This window comes from Pseudomonas extremorientalis, from assembly GCF_024584605.1.
Classification (GTDB): domain Bacteria; phylum Pseudomonadota; class Gammaproteobacteria; order Pseudomonadales; family Pseudomonadaceae; genus Aquipseudomonas; species Aquipseudomonas extremorientalis.
In genome coordinates, this window is the sequence record NZ_CP089519.1 from 6,328,578 (window position 1) to 6,346,700 (window position 18,123).

Annotated in this window: 10 protein-coding genes; 8 read left to right on the top strand and 2 right to left on the bottom strand. The window is 63.3% G+C overall.

Annotated elements, in window-relative coordinates; all coding sequences use genetic code 11:
• Position 1: 1 nt before the first annotated feature.
• Positions 2–1,906, bottom strand: coding sequence for a protease modulator HflK (hflK, locus tag LUU92_RS28825; RefSeq protein WP_257103881.1), 1,905 nt, complete (start codon positions 1,904–1,906; stop codon positions 2–4).
• A 320-nt stretch (positions 1,907–2,226) separates the two neighbouring features.
• Here hflK and LUU92_RS28830 point away from each other — a divergent pair, with 320 nt between their 5' ends.
• The 8 genes from LUU92_RS28830 to pbpC all read left to right on the top strand — a co-directional run bounded on the left by LUU92_RS28830 (position 2,227) and on the right by pbpC (position 16,204).
• Positions 2,227–2,850 carry a CDP-alcohol phosphatidyltransferase family protein gene (locus LUU92_RS28830; RefSeq protein ID WP_071490873.1) on the top strand — a complete coding sequence of 208 codons (624 nt, stop codon included), beginning with the start codon at positions 2,227–2,229 and terminating at the stop codon, positions 2,848–2,850.
• 11 nt (positions 2,851–2,861) lie between these two features.
• Positions 2,862–4,610: a bifunctional alpha/beta hydrolase/class I SAM-dependent methyltransferase gene (locus tag LUU92_RS28835; RefSeq protein ID WP_071490874.1), complete on the top strand. Its 1,749-nt coding sequence runs from the start codon at positions 2,862–2,864 to the stop codon at positions 4,608–4,610.
• Between the two features lie 2 nt (positions 4,611–4,612).
• Positions 4,613–5,911: a phosphatase PAP2/dual specificity phosphatase family protein gene (locus LUU92_RS28840; protein ID WP_257102970.1), complete on the top strand. Its 1,299-nt coding sequence runs from the start codon at positions 4,613–4,615 to the stop codon at positions 5,909–5,911.
• Positions 5,901–6,344, top strand: coding sequence for a hypothetical protein (locus tag LUU92_RS28845; protein ID WP_257102971.1), 444 nt, complete (start codon positions 5,901–5,903; stop codon positions 6,342–6,344). Before LUU92_RS28840 ends, LUU92_RS28845 begins: the two co-directional genes overlap by 11 nt.
• Positions 6,345–6,353: 9 nt before the next feature.
• Positions 6,354–6,974, top strand: a complete 621-nt coding sequence (locus LUU92_RS28850) for a lysophospholipid acyltransferase family protein (RefSeq protein ID WP_257102972.1) — start codon at positions 6,354–6,356, stop codon at positions 6,972–6,974.
• A 1-nt stretch (position 6,975) separates the two neighbouring features.
• The gene (locus LUU92_RS28855) at positions 6,976–7,908 is read left to right on the top strand and encodes a phosphatidate cytidylyltransferase (RefSeq protein WP_017528659.1); all 933 of its coding nucleotides are present in this window, start codon (positions 6,976–6,978) and stop codon (positions 7,906–7,908) included.
• Positions 7,909–8,118: 210 nt separating this feature from the next.
• Entirely contained in the window at positions 8,119–13,923 is a 5,805-nt protein-coding gene (locus tag LUU92_RS28860) for an MG2 domain-containing protein (protein ID WP_257102973.1), read from the top strand.
• Positions 13,904–16,204 carry a penicillin-binding protein 1C gene (pbpC, locus tag LUU92_RS28865; protein ID WP_257102974.1) on the top strand — a complete coding sequence of 767 codons (2,301 nt, stop codon included), beginning with the start codon at positions 13,904–13,906 and terminating at the stop codon, positions 16,202–16,204. Before LUU92_RS28860 ends, pbpC begins: the two co-directional genes overlap by 20 nt.
• 86 nt (positions 16,205–16,290) lie before the next feature.
• On the opposite strand, the gene glmS is transcribed toward pbpC, so the two are convergent.
• On the bottom strand, positions 16,291–18,123 hold the full coding sequence (gene glmS / locus LUU92_RS28870; protein ID WP_257102975.1) for a glutamine--fructose-6-phosphate transaminase (isomerizing): 1,833 nt from the start codon (positions 18,121–18,123) through the stop codon (positions 16,291–16,293).

Genomic DNA, 18,123 nt, shown 5'->3' on the forward strand with positions numbered 1-18,123 from the left:
CTTATTGAACGGCTTTACGCGGCAGCGAAGGATCGGCCGGCAAGGTAAAAGAACGCAGATCGATCGTCGGCGCGCCATCGGCGCCCAGGCGGTGATCCAGGATAAGCAGCTTGGCGTGGGCCAGGCCCTGGCTGAGTAGGCCGAGGTACTGTTCCAGCACGAACGCCTGCCCGGCGGTGGCATAGGCCTTTTGTTCAGCGGCAAAACGCAGGTCGGCCGCCTGGGCGCCAGCGTTCACTTCGCGGGCGCTGGCCGTGGCCTGGTCGCGGGCGGTGCTGGCTTGCAACAAGGCCTGGTTGGTTTGCTCGCTGGCCGCGCCGCGCTCGCGGGAGATCAGCGCCTGGGCGCCGATCTGCGCGGCTTGCACGCCGTGGTAGGCGTTGGCGGCACCGGCCGGCGGGTGGATCGCCTCGACCACCGTGGCGAGGATTTCCACGCCACTGTCGAGCTTTTGCAGGTCGGCCTGCACGGCACGGCCGATTTCGTCAGCGAGACTTGTACGTTGCTCGCCGAGCAATTCGTCGAGAGTGCGCGATGCGAAGTCATGTACGAGGATGCGGCTGGCGGTGCTGCGGATCAGGGTCGGCACATTGGCGCTGTTATAGGTGGCGGCGAGCGCGGCCTGGTCGCTGAGGCCGATGCGGTAGACGAAACGCACGTCCATGTTGACGATCTGGAAGCCCTGCTTGTCGCCGCTGCTGCTGGCGATCACCTGGGACTTGTCGTTCACATGGCTGGCGTCCCACAAGCGGTTGGCGATCAGCGGCGCCGGGCCTTCGGCGGGCGTCAACTCCGGCGCGGCGGCGTCGCTGACACTGGTGGCCAGCTCGTGCACCACGCCGTTTTCGACGCTGATCACGCGGCCCAACGGCCAGGGCAGGCCGGCATGCAAACCGGGGCCGAATACCTGGATGGGTTTACCGAAGCGTTCATAAATCCCACGGCCTTGCAGCGGCACTTCATGCACGCCGGTCAGTGCCCAACCTACTGCCAGCACCACCAGCAGCACCGGCAGGAACGCCCGGCGCATGTAGGTGAACGCCCAGATCTGGCGCAGGTCGATGCCGAAGCGGTTGTGCAATTCGTGCTGCAAGGCGAGCAAGGGTTGAGGCGGCCAGCGCAGCAGCCCGGCGATGAAACTGTGCGCCATCAGGCGGGGCTCAAGGCGGGGCTGGCGTGGGCTGAACAGCGACAACACGGCCCTCAGTAGAAACTCCAGCGAGACCAGTGCCGGCAGCAGGCCGATCAACACCGCCAGGCGCAATGGCCAGATGGACTCGGCACCAGCGAACAGCAGGCAAATCGCGCTGACTACCAGGCACACAATCGCCACCCGACTCAACTGCGCGAGCTGCCCGGCTTCCGGCCATTGCGCGGCGGTTTCCTGGGCCAGGCGACGTTCGAACACCAGCAAGCCAAACGCCAGGGCCAACGCCAGCGCGGCGCCGATGCTGGCCGACTGGCCGACCGGTGCAGCGGGCAACCCCAGGTTCCAGAACTCGACAATGCTGATCAACGCCAGCAACGCCCAGCCGCCAAGCCACAACACGGGTGTGCCGATCTGCGTGCCAAAACGCTGCATCAGCCGTGCATAGCGGCCGGGGTCTTCAAGCGGCACTTCAGCCGCGGGTTGCTCCATCGCCTGGGCGCGCCAGTCCGCCACCCACCACGCCGATTGCAACCCGGCCACCAGCAGCAGCAACGCCGACGCACAGTTGATCAACACCACCGGCCAGATCGACAGCGGTGCAAACAGCGCGACAAACAGCGCCAGCACCCAACCGGCAACGGCCAGCACCGTCAGGCTGATACCAGCCTGGCGCAATCGACGGGCATGAAACGACCCTTGTTGAAAACGCGGAAGGCCTTCCACCGAAGCGCCGTCAGCTTCCAGATCCACTTGCATCCACTCAACGCTCACGTGTACATAATTCGTTACGATATAACACGGAGCGTGAAATTTTTGTTCGAAAAACATTGCTTTAAGCGGTACACCGTTCCCGTGTGAGAGGGGGCTTGTCCCCAACAGCGGTGTGTCATCCAACACCGGTATCAACTGGCCCACCGCCATCGGGGGCAAGCCCCCTCCCACATTTGATCTACCGCACCGTCAAGATCGTGATTAACCCCCCATAAACGCGAGCCATCACTAGTGCCGGCAACGAATTATCGTCACACTCCAGAACAGTTTTTCGCGGGCTCACGGACAAGGAAGCGTCACCCCCCATGATTTCGATCTATCAGCTCAAGCCGCGTTTTCAAAACCTGCTGCGTCCACTGGTGCAGCGCCTCTACGACAACGGCACCACCGCCAATCAGATCACCGTTTTGGCCGGCGTGATTTCGCTGCTGGTCGGCCTGCTGATCGCCAGCTTCGCCACCCACCTGTGGCTGTTCGCGCTGATCCCGCTGTGGATGATCCTGCGCATGGCGCTCAACGCCATCGACGGCATGCTCGCCCGGGAATTCGGCCAGCAATCGCGCCTGGGCGCCTACCTGAATGAGCTGTGCGATGTAATCGCCGACAGCGCGCTGATCCTGCCATTCGCGCTGATCCCAGGTGTGAGCCTGGTGCCGGTGCTGCTGGTGGCGCTGCTGGCGGTGTTCAGCGAGTACGCCGGTGTGCTCGGTCCGATGGTCGGTGCTTCGCGCCGCTATGACGGACCGATGGGCAAGAGTGATCGTGCCTTTGTGCTCGGCGTACTGGCCACCGGCGTGGCGCTGGGCTGGCTGGGCGTCGGTTGGGTCGACGCGGTGATGTGGCTGGTGGCCGCCCTGCTCGCCTACACCCTGGTCAACCGGGTGCGCCAGGGCCTTAAAGAACAACAAGAAACCTCACCGATTGCATAAGGATTTTTGCGATGCGCGAACAGCAAGAGCACACCTTCAGTACCCATGATGGCGTCGAGCTTTTTTATCGGCACTGGCCGGCCACGGAAACCACCGGTCAGCGCCAGGCCATCGTGCTGTTCCATCGCGGCCACGAGCATTCCGGGCGTATCGCCCACCTGGTGGATGAGCTGAACCTGCCGCAATTCGACTTCTTCGCCTGGGACGCCCGCGGCCACGGCCAATCCCCCGGCGAGCGCGGCGACAGCCCCAGCTTCGCCACCAGCGCCCGCGATGTGCAGACCTTCTGCGACCACATCGGCGCCACTTACGCCATCGAGGAAGAAAATTTTGCCGTCGTCGCGCAAAGCGTCGGCGCGGTGATTGCCGCGACCTGGGTGCATGATTACGCACCGAAAATCCGCGCGCTGGTGCTTGCCTCCCCGGCGTTCAAGGTCAAGCTCTACGTGCCCTTCGCCCGGCCGGGCCTGGCGTTGATGCGCAAGTTTCGCGGCAACTTTTTCGTCAACAGCTACGTGAAGGCCAGGTTCCTCAGCCATGACCCGGAACGCGTGGCGTCCTACGACAGCGACCCACTGATCACCAAGGCCATTTCGGTCAATGTGCTGCTGGGCCTGTACGAAGCCGCCGACCGGGTCGTAGCCGATGCCCAGGCGATCCAGGTGCCGACCCAGTTGCTGGTCTCCGGCTCCGACTTTGTGGTGCACCGCAAGCCCCAGCAACAGTTCTTCGACCGCCTGGGCAGCCTGAAAAAAGAGCTGCACATTCTCCCCGGTTTCTTCCACGACACCCTCGGCGAACGTGATCGCGCCACCGCTGTGAGCAGCGCCAGGCGCTTCATCCTGCAGAACTTCGAACACCCGCTGGATCGCGCTTCGCTGCTGGACGCCGACAAACTCGGCGCCACCTGCGCCGAATCCGAAGCCCTGGCCGCACCGCTGCCGCGCAACTCCCTGCGCGACCTGTACTGGCGCATGACCCGCGCCAGCATGGGCCTGGGCAAGAACCTGTCGGACGGGGTGAAACTGGGCTTCGATACCGGTTTCGACTCCGGCAGCACCCTGGACTACGTATACCGCAACACGCCTACCGGCAAAGGCGGGCTGGGGCGGATGATCGACACCAATTACCTCAACTCCATCGGCTGGCGTGGTATTCGCCAGCGCAAGCTGAATGTGGAGGAACTGCTGCGCCTGGCCATGGCCAAGTTGCGCGGTGAAGATCGTGAAGTGCGCATCGTGGATATCGCCGCCGGCCACGGTCGCTACATCCTGGAAGCCTTGCAGGGCGTGTCGCCGCTGCCGGAATCGATCCTGCTGCGCGACTACAGCGACATCAACGTGCGCGACGGTGGCGCGTTGATTCGCGAGAAGGGTTTGGGGGATATCGCGCAGTTCGTCAAAGGTGATGCGTTTGATCGCCTGGACCTGGCGGCACTCGACCCCAAGCCGACCCTGGCGGTGGTGTCCGGGCTGTATGAATTGTTTGCCGATAACGGCATGGTCGGCGGTTCGCTGGCCGGGCTGGCCGAAGCGGTGGAGCCCGGCGGTTACCTGGTCTACACCGGCCAACCGTGGCACCCGCAGTTGGAATTGATCGCCCGAGCCCTGACCAGCCACCGCCAGGGCCAGGCCTGGGTGATGCGCCGGCGCAGCCAGGCGGAAATGGATCAACTGGTGGAGGCGGCCGGTTTCCGCAAAATCACCCAGCGTGTGGATGAGTGGGGCATTTTCACCGTGTCCCTGGCACAGAAGATCTGAACATGCGCGAACCCGGTTTATTGAAACCCGCGGTGCTGTGGCTGCTGCTATTGGCGCCGCTGTTCTTCAGCACCTACGGCTTTGCCACCTGGGTCACCAGCCAGCGCAGCGACGTCGGCACGCTGGTGTTCGGCTGGGAAACCCATATGCCGTTCTGGGCATGGACGATCGTGCCTTACTGGTCCATCGACCTGCTTTATGGTTTTTCGTTGTTGTTGCCCAACACCCGGCATGAGCTGAAGCAACATGCACTGCGCTTGCTGAGTGCCCAGGTGATTGCCGTGAGCTGCTTCCTGCTCTGGCCGTTGCGCTTTACCTTCGAACGGCCGGAACTGGATGGTGTGTTTGGCTGGCTGTTTGCGGTGTTGGCCGGGTTCGACAAACCGTTCAACCAGGCGCCCTCGCTGCACATCGCGCTGCTGGTGATCCTGTGGGTCATGTACCAGCGCCACACCCAAGGCGTATGGCGTTGGCTGGCGCATGGCTGGTTCGCGTTGATCGGCATTTCGGTGCTGACCACTTATCAACACCACTTTATCGACTTACCCACAGGCGCCCTCGCCGGGTGGATTTGTGTGTGGCTGTGGCCGGTGGAACATCCGAGCCCGTTGTTGAGTGCACGGCTGACGCGAGATCCCAAGCGCTGGCGGTTGGGCGTGCGCTATGGGCTTGGCGCGGTACTGTTGGCGATTCCAGCGTTTGTACTGGGCGGTTGGTGGCTGTGGCTACTGTGGCCGGCGGTTTCCCTCGCCTTGATCAAGGCCAATTACTTGGTGCTGGGGGCTTCGGGCTTCCAGAAACGCACTGACGGCCAACAGACGCCCGCCGCACGCTGGCTATATGCACCCTATCTGGCCGCCGCCTGGATCAACTCGCGCCTGTGGACACGCAAGCATCCACAGCCCGACCTGATTGTGGATAACATCTGGCTGGGGCGTATTCCTGCCACAAGCGAGCAAGTGCCCTTCAAGGCCATCGTCGATCTGTGTGCCGAATTACCGATTAATCCACAGGGGCGGGCCTATCAATCCATCCCGGTACTGGACCTGATCGCGCCCACGCCTGCCGAATGCCTGCAAGCCGCCCAAGCCATCGAGCGTCTGCGCGCCAGCGGCCCCGTGCTGGTGTGCTGCGCCCTCGGCTACTCGCGCAGCGCTACCGCCGTCGCCGCCTGGTTGCTGCACACCCGGCGCGCTGCGACGGTAGAGCAAGCGCTGTCTATCATTCTTACAGCACGGACCGATGTGGTCCTGCGCCCCGCACACCGAGAAGCGTTGGAGGGTTTGCCCCATGCCCGCTGATATGGAACTGCAGGTGGTCGCCAGCCTGCTGCGTCGTGGCCGTTCGCTGGATCAGTTATCCACAGGCCTGACCCTGGCCGGTGTGCTGTTCGGCATGGCGCAGTTGTTGATGGCGAGTATTTCGATCATCTGCCTGCTGCTCAGCCTGTGGATGATTATCCTCGGGCTGCTGCAAAAGTACTGGGCGCTGCGCGTGGCGTTCGACGCCGACCTGTTCGCCCTGCTGGCTCGCGATATCAAGCGCACGCCGGACCTCGACCAGGCTCTGGTGACGCTCGGCCTGCAATCGGCCAAGCGCATTGGCCGGCCCTGGGCTGAACGCCGTCGCGGCGCGCTCAAACTGTTGCGCAAACAAGCCTGGCTGCTCGGCGCGCAAGCGCTGCTGACCCTGGGCGTGATCCTCGCCAGCCCTTGGCTGCCTTTCGCCGGATAAGGAATCCCCATGTTCGAACCCGTGGTCGCCACGCTGATTACCTCCATGGCCCGCACCGTCACCGGCGCCCGCAGCCTGTGGCTTGGGTGCGCGCCGGTGCCGGTGCAACGCATCTACTTCGCCAACCACAGCAGCCACGGCGACTTTGTGTTGCTCTGGGCGTCATTGCCGCAAAACCTGCGCAAATTCACGCGCCCGGTGGCCGGCAGTGATTACTGGAACAAAAGCGCCCTGCGCCGCTACATCATCAACCGGGTGTTCAACGGCGTGTTGATCGACCGCGAACGCAAGGACCCTGTGGATAACCCTCTACAGCCGATGCTCGACGCCCTGGAAGGCGGCGACTCGCTGATCATCTTCCCGGAAGGCACGCGCAACCTCGAAGACGGCCTGCTGCCGTTCAAAAGCGGCCTTTATCACCTGGCGAAAAGTTACCCACAGGCCGAGTTGATCCCCGTGTGGATCGCCAACCTCAACCGCGTCATGCCCAAGGGCCGCGTGCTGCCGCTGCCTTTGTTGTGCACCACCAGCTTCGGCGCCCCGCTGCAATTGGAAGACGGCGAAGACAAAGCCGCCTTCCTGGCCCGTGCCCGCGATGCTCTGCTCGCCCTTGCTCCGGAGCACGTCTGACATGGATAGCCAAACCCTGATGTTGTTCGGCGGTATCGGCGCGATTCTGGTGCTGGCCTCGCTGATCGGCCTGATCCTCAAACTGCGCACCCGTGGTACGCCCAACGCGGTGATCGACAACCTCAACGCCCGCATCAACGCCTGGTGGGTGATGGTGGTGGTCATCGGCATCGCCTTCTGGCTCGGCACCGGCGCGGTGATCTTGCTGTTCTACGCCGTCTCGTTCTACGCCCTGCGCGAATTCCTCACGCTCACCCCCACCCGCCGCAGCGACTATCCCGCGCTGGTCGCCGCGTTCTACCTTGCGCTGCCGCTGCAATACCTGCTGATCTATTCGGACTGGTACGGGCTGTTCTCGATTTTCATCCCGGTGTACGTGTTCCTGCTGCTGCCGATCCTCGCCTCCCTGGGTGGCGACAGCACGCACTTCCTCGAACGTGCCTCGAAAGTGCAATGGGGCCTGATGATCGCAGTGTTCTGCGTATCCTTCGTGCCCGCCCTGCTCACCCTCGACATCCCTGGCTACGAAGGCCGCAACCTGTTGCTGATTGCCTACCTGGTGATCGTGGTGCAACTGTCGGACGTGCTGCAGTACGTGTGTGGGAAGTTGTTCGGGAAGCACAAGATCGCACCCAACCTGTCGCCCTCCAAAACCGTTGAAGGCTTCGTCGGCGGGATTCTCCTGTCATCCCTGATCGGCGCAGCCCTGTGGTGGACCACGCCGTTCAACCCGTGGCAGTCGTTCCTGATTGCGCTGCTGATCAACCTGCTCGGCTTTGCCGGCGGCATCGTGATGTCGGCGATCAAGCGCGACCGGGGCGTGAAGGACTGGGGGCATATGATCGAAGGGCACGGCGGGATGCTGGATCGGTTGGATTCGGTGTGCTTTGCGGCGCCGATCTTCTTTCATCTTGTGCGCTACTGGTGGACCTGAGGTCCGCTCTAAAGCCAGATAACGATCTGGCAGGTGGTGAGTTGGGCTGCGCAGCAGCCCCATGACAAACCGCGCCTCGGCGGCGCGGCGTATCAGTTGTGAGGTGCGCCTCACTTTTGTGCAACACGCCTGGCGGGACGGTGTATCGACGTCATCTTTTGTATCAAAGACGCGTGTAAGATACGCCGCACTTAGCCAGGGATGCTCACCATGTTCGATTCGTTCAAAGCGATCAGCCGCCGTATTCTCGGTGCGTTATTGACTGTGGTGGGGGCCGTCTTTGGCCAGTGGCATCCGCCGGTCTGGCTGCGTGCCGTTGGCCGTGGGCTGGCTAACCTGGGCAGCCAAGCCCGCGCTTATCCACGTCAAACCGGTGCCGGCGTAGTAGGCCTGGCGTTGCTGGCGGCCGCTGGTTTCTATGGCTGGCACTGGTATTCCAACCTGCCGCAACCACATACCGCGAGCTATTCGCTGCACAAACCGAACCTCACCGACTACACCCAGCCCACGCCGGTTGTGGATAACTTGCAGGTGCGCTTCGGCGAATCCGTGGCCCCGCTGGCGGCCATCGGCAAGCCGGTCACTGAGGGTATCACCCTGAAACCTGCGGTCGCAGGCACCTGGCGCTGGGCGGACGACCGCAGCCTGTTGTTCGTCCCGGAAAAAGACTGGCCCATCGACGCCCATTACACCCTCGACCTGGCGAAGAAAAACCTGCTGGCCGATGGCGTGTTGCTGGACCAATACAGCACGCAGTTTTCCACCCAACCGTTCCGCGCCACCCTGGCGCAAAACGAGCTGTATCAGGACCCGTCCAACCCGACGCTGAAACAGCTGGTGGCGACCTTCCATTTTTCCCACCCGGTGGATGAAGACACCCTACGCAAGCGGGTGAGCGTGACCCTCGGCAAAGGCCTGGCCTACCGCGACGCCCAGTTGCCCAACCGCCCGGAAATTACCTTCGACGAGAAGAAACTCAACGCCTACGTACGCTCCGCCGCCCTGGCCACGCCACTGGAAAGCACGCCAGTCAGCGCCCGGCTCGACGAAGGCATCAAGGCCCGCGACGGCGGCAACGCCAGCACTGCGCCGCTGGTGGCGGAAGTCACCGTGCCCGGTCGCTATCGCCTGACCTTCACCGGGGCCGAAGTCAGCTTTGTCGACAACCAACGTGGTGAGCCGGAGCCCGTGCTGATGTTCAGCAGTTCCAGCGCCGTGGCCGATGAGACCATCGCTGGCAAGGTACAGGCCTGGCTCCTGCCGGAAAAAGCCCAGGACGACACGCGCCCCTATAGCAGCAACGACATCGATGACGCCCTGCTCGCCCGCAGCACCAAGGTCAACCTGACCCACGTGCCCAGCGTCGAGCCGCTGAACACCCTGCACGCCTTCAAATTCAAGGCTCCGGCCGGTCGCGCCCTGTATGTGCGAGTGCCCGCCAACCTGGAAGCCATCGGCGGCTACCTGGCAAAAAATCCTACGGCGTCGCTGATCAGCATGCCGGCGTATCCGCGTACCTTGCAGTTCCTGTCCGACGGCGCCTTGCTCAGCCTCAACGGCGAAAAACGCCTGGGCTTCATGGCCCGTGGCGTGCCCGGCGCCCATGTGGAAATCGCCCGCCTGCTGCCCAACCAATTGCAACACCTGGTGGACCAGAGCAGCGGCAGCTTTGCCCGGCCGAATTTCGGCAATGAGTATTTTGATCGCATGGTCGAGCGTCAGGCGTTGGATATCCCGCTGTCCTCCAATGACCCGGCGAAAACCGTCTACGACAATGTCGACCTCAGCCACTACCTCACCGCCAACGGCGGTCGGCGCGGCATTTTCGTGCTCAAGCTCAGCCCCCAGGACGACCCGGCCACGCGCACATTCGAGTACGAGCGCAGCAGCACCAGCGACCTGCGTTTCATCGTGGTGACAGACCTGGGCATCATCGCCAAGCGTTCCAGTGATGGCAGCCATGACGTGTACGTGCAATCCATCGGCAATGGTTCACCAGTGTCCGACGCGCAAGTCGACATCATCGGGCGTAACGGTTTGCCGGTGAGCAGTGGCCGCACCGACGCCGAAGGCCACGCGCACTTCGCCAAGCTGGATGAACTGCGTCGTGAGAAAACGCCATTGATGTATGTGGTCACGCGCGGCAATGACCAGTCGTTCCTGCCGATCGCCCGCCAGTCCCAGCAGTTGGATTTGTCGCGTTTCGACGTAGGCGGCCTGGAAGAAGACGGTGCGATTGATCGTCTCAGCGCCTACCTGTTTACTGACCGCGGCCTGTACCGGCCCGGTGAAACCGCGCACCTGGGCATGATCGTGCGCAGTGGCAACTGGAAGGGCATGCTGCAAGGCCTGCCGGTGGAGCTGCAAATCACCGACCCGCGTGGGCTGGAGGTGATTCGCCAGCCGTTGAAACTGTCCGCCAGCGGCTTTGAAACCTTTGATTTCCCCAGCAGCGAAGTCGCCCCCGCCGGGGAGTACACCGCGACCTTGCAGTTGATCGGCCAGAAGCAGACGCGCACCGACCTGGGCAGCGTGAACTTCAAGGTCCGCGACTTCGAGCCGGACCGCATGAAAGTCAGCCTGAGCCTGCATGACACGCCGGTGCAGGGCTGGATTGCACCGGACCAAGTGGTGGCCAAGGTCACCGCCATGCACCTGTTCGGCGCTCCGGCTGCGGGCCGTCGTGTCACCGCGAAGATGTCCCTGAGCCCGACGCTCGCGGCGTTTGATCGCTACCCGGACTACCGTTTCCGCCTTAACGATTCCCTGGAAGACGCCACGACCGAAGATCTGGCCGAAACCACCGTCGACGACAACGGCCAGGCCGTGCTCGACCTCAACCTGCAACGCTTCGCCAACAGCACCTATCGTTTGCAGGTGATGACCCAGGTGTTCGAGGCCGAAGGCGGTCGCAACGTGGCGGCGCAAAGTGCCTTGCTGGTGTCGTCCGCGCCCTACCTGGTGGGTGTGAAAAGTCAGGATTCGCTGTCTTACGTCGCCAAGGATGCACCGCGCCAGGTGCAATGGCTGGCCGTCGCGCCGGACCTGACACCACTGGCGGTGGACGGCCTGACCAGCGAAGTGGTCGAGCACCGTTACGTGTCGGTGCTGGTGAAACAGTCCAACGGCACCTACAAGTACGAGTCACGCATCAAGAACATAAGCCAGCCCGCGTCACCGTTGGTGATGACGAAAGAAGGCGCCAAGCAGACGCTTAACACGTCGACACCGGGCGATTTCACCCTGCAGTTGAAGGACGCCAACGGCAACCTGCTCAACCAGATCGACTACAGCGTGGCCGGGCGTGGCAACACCTCGCGCTCCCTGGAACGCAATGCCGAGCTGCAACTGCGCCTGGATAAACGCAGCTATGCCACCGGTGATGAAATCGCCATCAGCATCCGTGCCCCGTACACCGGCGCCGGCTTGATCACTATCGAACGGGACAAGGTCTACACCCAGCAGTGGTTCAAGGCCGACAGCACCAACAGCGTGCAACATATCCGTGTTCCCGCAGGGCTTGAGGGCAATGCCTACGTGAACGTGCAGTTTGTGCGCGACATGGGCTCGGCCGAGGTGTACATGAGCCCGCTGTCCTACGGCGTGGTGCCGTTCAGCATCAACCTGGATGCGCGGCGCATGGCCTTGAAGGTGGAGGGTCCGGCGAGGATCGAGCCGGGGCAGACGCTGGATATCAAGGTCAACGCTGATCGCCCGGGGCGCGCCGTGGTATACGCCGTCGATGAAGGCATCCTGCAAGTAGCGCGCTATCAGACACCGGATCCGCTGGGCTTCTTCTTCCAGAAGCGTGCGCTGGAAGTCGGCACCAGCCAGATCCTTGACCTGATCCTGCCGGAATTCAGCCGCCTGCTCAGTGGGGCGGCGCCCGGTGGCGATACGGAGGGCGCCCTGGCCAATCACCTCAACCCGTTCAAGCGTAAACACCAGCCGCCGGTGGCCTGGTGGTCCGGGCTGGTGGACTTGCCGGCCGGCGAAACCGTGCTGCATTACCAGGTGCCGGACAGCTTCAACGGCAAGCTGCACCTGTTTGCGGTGGCCGTGGACAGCGACAGCGTGGGTGTGAGCGAAGCCAGCACCGACGTACGCGGGCCGATCGTGATCACACCGAACGTGCCGGCCTTTGTGGCGCCGGGGGATGTGTTCAACGTCAGCGCCGGGGTGTTCAGCAACCTCGACGCAGCGGCGAACGTGAAGTTTGAAGTGCAGACCAGCGACGGTCTGGTGGTGCAAGGCGATAAGGGCAGCACACTGTCCCTGCAACCGCGCAAGGAAGGCACGGCCGAGTTCAAGATCAAGGTCGGCGACACCCTTGGTTCGGCGGATTTGCGCTTTGTCGCGGTGTTGCCGGATGGCAAGCGCATCCAGGTCGCCGAAACCACCTCGATCCGCCCGCTGAGCGAACATCGCGTCGCCCTGAGCCTGGGTCGCTTCGACAGCGCCAGCAAAGAGCTGAAACCGACCCGCGAACTGTTCAGCCAACTGCGCGATGTGCAACTGGGCGTGGCCACCTCGCCGCTGGTGTGGGCCAACGGCCTCAAGCATTACCTGGACGACTACGGCTACGCCTGCACCGAGCAACTGGTGTCCAAGGCCATGCCGGCATTGATCTGGGGCGGCAACGCCCCGGAAGCCGAGCAAGCGTTCGGCAGTGCAGTACGCATGCTGCGCCAGCGTCAGAACCAGGCCGGTGGCTTTGGCTTGTGGGCGGCCAACCCGGATGTGGCGCCCTACGCCAGCCTCTACGCCACCGACTTTCTGATCGAAGCCAAGGAGCGCGGGCTGCCAGTGCCGGAAGACCTGCTGGTGCGCTCGAATGCGTACCTGACAGATCTGGCCAATGGTCCCAGCGAAGGCCTGTCGGAATTGCGCAACCGCGCCTACGCCAGTTACCTGCTGAGCCGTCAGGGGATTCTGGTGAGTGGTGCACTGAGCGATATCCGCGAGCGCTACGAAAGCTACTTCAAGGACACCTGGCAGAACGACCTGGGCGCCGCTTACCTGGCAGCCAGCTACAAGCTGCTCAAGCAGGATCGCCAGGCCGATACCCTGTTCCGCAAGGTGCCATGGCGCGCCCTTGTGGATAAGTGGGACAGCGACGGCCTGTATTACGACCCGCTGGTGCACGACGCCGAACACCTGCATCTATTGGCACGACACTTCCCGGAGCTGATGGACGATGTGCCTGCAGCGCTGCTGGATAAACTCGGCAAACGTCTCAACGAACAGCGCTATAACTCGCTGTCGGCGGCCCTGTTGCTGCGTGCCCTGGACAACTACGGCCAGCGTGCGCAAAGCGACATGACCCTCAAGGCCACCGCCTGGCTGGGTGACAAGCAACAGCAATTGCTGGAGATGGCCGGCCAGCCGCCGCGCGCCGCCGTGCCGGGCAACACGCAAAAGCTGGTGATGGAAAAATCCGACGGCCCGACCGCGTTCTACATGCTCAGCGAAGCCGGTTTCGACAAGGGCGCCAAGCTCAAGCCGATCAACAATGGCCTGGACATCATCCACGAATACCTCGACCTCAAAGGCGAGCCCGTGAGCAAGGTTGCGGTGGGTGATGAGTTCCTGGTGCGCCTGCGCCTGCGCGCTACCGACCGCGATCAGGTACAGCAAGTGGCCGTGGTCGACCTGCTGCCGGGTGGCGTCGAGCCTGTGTATAACTTGCCGCCGGAGCCAGAAGCCGCCAGCACGGAGGAAAACGAGGGCGAAGAGTCCGAGTACGTGGAAGCAGACAGCCAGGAAGAGCAGAGCTGGCAAGCCCCCATCGGCGAAACCGAGCTGAGCAACTGGCAGCCGGACTACGTGGATGTGCGTGATGATCGCGTGGTGTTGTACGGTACCGCGCTGCGTGATGTCGGCACGTTCGTCTACCGTGTACGCGCCACCAACGCCGGCACCTTCAACACGCCACCGGCCTACGCCGAAGGCATGTACGAGACCACCCTGCAAGGGCGCGGCAAAGTAGGCCAGCTTGAAATTACCAAGCCTTAAGCGCCTGGCGCCGCCGCTGCTCGTAGCGGCGGCGGTGCTGGTGGGCCTGCGGCTCTGGCCCCATGCCCCGCTGGAACACGCGGTCACCTCATCGCGGGTGGTGTTGGCCGACGACGGTTCGCTATTGCGCATGACGCTGGCGGATGACGGTCAATACCGCCTGTGGCTACCTCTGGAGCGGATATCGCCGTCACTGGTCGAAACCTTGCTGCTCAAGGAAGACCGCAATTTCTACTGGCATCCGGGGATCAATCCCCCGGCGTTGCTGCGGGCGGCCATGGCCACCTACAGCGGTGGCCAGCGCCAGGGCGGCTCGACCTTGAGCATGCAACTGGCCCGGCGCCTGTGGGACCTGAACACCCGCCAGGTGCCGGGCAAGTTGCAGCAGATGGCGCTGGCGCTGTGGCTGGAGGCATGCTACAGCAAGCACGATATCCTTGAGGCCTACCTGAACCTGGCGCCCATGGGCGGCAATATCGAAGGGGCTGAAGCCGCAAGCCGTATCTACTTCGGCAAGTCGGCGGCGCAGCTGTCGCTGTCCGAAGCGCTGGCGCTGGCGGTGATTCCGCAACAGCCGGGGCGGCGGGCGCGCTTCGGGCCCTCACTGCAAGATGCGCGACTGCGCTTGATGGCGGACTGGCGCCAGACTTATCCACAGGACCCGCGCAACGACAGCCTGCTCGATTTGCCTTTGGAAGCGCGCAACCGCCAGCAGATCCCGTTCCTCGCCCCGCACCTGAGTGAACAACTGCTGGCTTCCCAAGCCGGCAATGAATTGAACAGCACCCTCAACCTGCCGTTGCAGCAATTACTCGAACGCCTGATTACCGGGTTTATCGCCGAGCGGCGCAGCACAGGCGTGGAAAACGCCACGGCGATCCTGATCGACAGCCGCGACCAGAGCGTCAAGGCACTGGTAGGCTCGGCGGATTACTTATCCACAAACCTGCACGGTCAGGTGAATGGCGTGCTGTCGCGACGCTCGCCGGGGTCGACGCTCAAACCCTTTCTATATGGGCTGGCGCTGGACCAGGGGGTCATCCACCCCATGAGCATCCTTAAAGACTTGCCCAGTAACTTCGGCTACTTCCAACCGGAAAACTTCGACGGCAGTTTTGTCGGCCCGCTGACAGCGCGAGATGCGTTGATCCGCAGTCGCAACATCCCGGCGGTGTGGCTCGCCAGCCAAGTGAAGTCCCCGTCTCTATACGGATTGCTGCAACGCGCCGGCATCAAAGGCCTGCGCGACGAGAGCCACTACGGCCTGGCCCTGGCCCTCGGTGGCGGCGAGATGACCCCGGAAGAACTGGCGCGGCTGTATGTGATGCTGGCCGGTGACGGGCACCTGCGCCCGTTGCGCTATTTGCAGGAACAGCCGCAATCCACCGGCGCGCCGTTGCTCACGCCCCAGGCCGCGTTCATGGTGCGCGACATGCTGCGCCGTAACCCACGCCCGGATGGCCTGCCCGGTCGACATTGGCGCACTGCCTGGAAAACCGGCACGTCCTGGGGCTTTCACGATGCCTGGAGCGCGGGGCTGGTCGGCCCTTACGTGCTGGTGGTGTGGGTGGGTAACTTCGATGGCCGCCCGAACCCGGCGTTTATCGGTGCCAAGACCGCTGCGCCGCTGTTCTTCCGCATCGCCGACGCCCTGCCCCTGGCCTTGCCCAACACCGTCATCAAGCCTGACAAACCGCCCGCCGGGCTGGTGCGCATCGACGTCTGCGCCGCGTCCGGCGAACTGCCCAACCGTTGGTGCCCGCAAACCCGCAAGACCTGGTACATCCCCGGCGTCTCGCCGATTCGCGTGTCCAACCTGCACCGCCCGGTGCTGATCGACACCCGCACCGGCAAGGCCGCCTGCCCGCCGTTCGATCCGCAGTACACCCGCGAAGAAGTCTTCGAATTCTGGCCGAGTGACGTGCAACGCCTGTACCGCGCGGCCGGCCTGCCTCGGCGCACGCCGCCCAGTGTGATGAAGAACTGCCAGCCCAACCGCCTGAGTGACCAGAGTGAAGCGCCGCAGATCCGCTCGCCGCTGACCCAGGTGAGCTACCAGTTGCGCTTGTCTCAACCCCAGGAAAGCATCCCGCTGAATGCCAATGCGGCCAGCGATGCGGCGACGCTGTATTGGTTTGCTGATCAAACCTTGATCGGCCAGGGTTCGCCGCAGACCACGCTGAACTGGCGGCCGGGCAAGTCGGGGGAGTATCGGTTGCGGGTCAGTGATGATCAGGGGCGCAGTGCGAGCCGGGGGTTGAAGGTGGAGTTTGTACCTTAGGCGGGCTGCCGCACTTAACGTAGTTTGAATCCTCACCTCCCCGAGTTGATGCTGGAGACCCTGTCGGGCCTCCAGGGTGTGGCGGGTTACTCCACCGTCACCGACTTCGCCAGGTTACGCGGCTGGTCCACATCGGTGCCTTTAAGCACGGCCACGTAGTACGACAGCAATTGCAGCGGGATGGTGTAGAGAATCGGCGACAGGGTGTCGTGGATGTGCGGCATGTTGATGACATGGGTGCCTTCACCGTTGGTCATGCCGGCTTTTTCGTCGGCGAACACCACCAGTTGGCCGCCACGGGCGCGGACTTCCTGCAGGTTGGACTTGAGCTTCTCCAGCAGTTCGTTGTTCGGCGCCACGGTAACCACCGGCATGTCGTCATCCACCAGGGCCAATGGGCCGTGTTTGAGTTCTCCGGCCGGGTAGGCTTCGGCGTGGATGTACGAGATTTCCTTGAGCTTGAGCGAGCCTTCCATCGCCACCGGGTATTGCGCGCCACGGCCGAGGAACAGAGTGTGGTTCTTGTCGGCGAACAGCTCGGCGACTTTTTCCACGGTGCTGTCCATGGCCAGGGCTTCACCCAGGCGGGTTGGCAGGCGGCGCAGTTCTTCGACCAGCGTGGATTCGACGCCTTCGGCGAGGGTGCCGCGAACCTGGCCCAGGGACAGGGTCAGCAACAGCAGGCCAACCAGCTGGGTGGTGAAGGCTTTGGTGGACGCCACGCCGATCTCACGACCGGCCTGGGTCAGCAGGGTCAGGTCGGATTCACGCACCAGCGAGCTGATGCTGACGTTGCAGATGGCCAGGCTGGCGAGGAAGCCCAGCTCCTTGGCATTGCGCAGCGCGGCCAGGGTGTCGGCGGTTTCACCGGACTGGGAGATGGTCACGAACAGGGTGTCAGGCTGCACCACCACTTTGCGGTAGCGGAACTCGCTGGCAACTTCCACTTGGCACGGGATGCCGGCCAGTTCTTCGAGCCAGTAACGGGCAACCATGCCGGCGTGGTAGCTGGTGCCGCAGGCGACGATTTGCACGTTGCGCACTTTGGCGAACAGCTCGGCAGCTTGTGGGCCGAAGGCATTGACCAATACCTGGTGCTGGCTCAGGCGACCTTCGAGGGTGCGTTGCACCACTGCGGGTTGCTCGTGGATTTCCTTGAGCATGAAGTGGCGGTACTCGCCCTTGTCGGCCGCTTCGGCACCGTCGCGGTATTGCACGGCTTCGCGCTCGACGGACTGACCGTTGACGTCCCAGATCTGCACGCTTTCACGGCGGATATCAGCAATATCGCCTTCTTCCAGGTACATGAAGCGGTCGGTGACTTGGCGCAGCGCCAGTTGGTCGGAGGCGAGGAAGTTCTCGCCCAGGCCCAGGCCGATCACCAGCGGGCTGCCACTGCGCGCGGCAACCACGCGGTCGGGCTGGCTGGCGCTGACCACGGCCAGGCCGTAGGCACCGTGCAGTTCCTTGACCGTGGCCTTGAGGGCGACAGTCAGGTCGCCCAGGTCCTTGAGTTTGTGGTTGAGCAGGTGGGCGATGACTTCGGTGTCAGTGTCTGAAGTGAACACGTAGCCCAGGCCTTTGAGTTGTTCGCGCAGCACTTCGTGGTTTTCGATGATGCCGTTATGCACCACCGCCAGATCGCCGGAGAAGTGTGGGTGGGCGTTGCGCTCGCACGGCGCACCGTGGGTGGCCCAACGGGTGTGGGCGATACCCAGACGCCCCACCAGCGGCTCGCCGGCCAGGGCCTGTTCCAACTCGCTGACCTTACCCGGGCGGCGCATGCGCTCCAGCTTGCCGGCGTTGGTGAAGACGGCCACACCGGCGCTGTCGTAGCCACGGTATTCCAGGCGCTTGAGGCCTTCGAGCAGGATGGGAGTGATGTTGCGTTCAGCGACTGCGCCTACGATGCCACACAT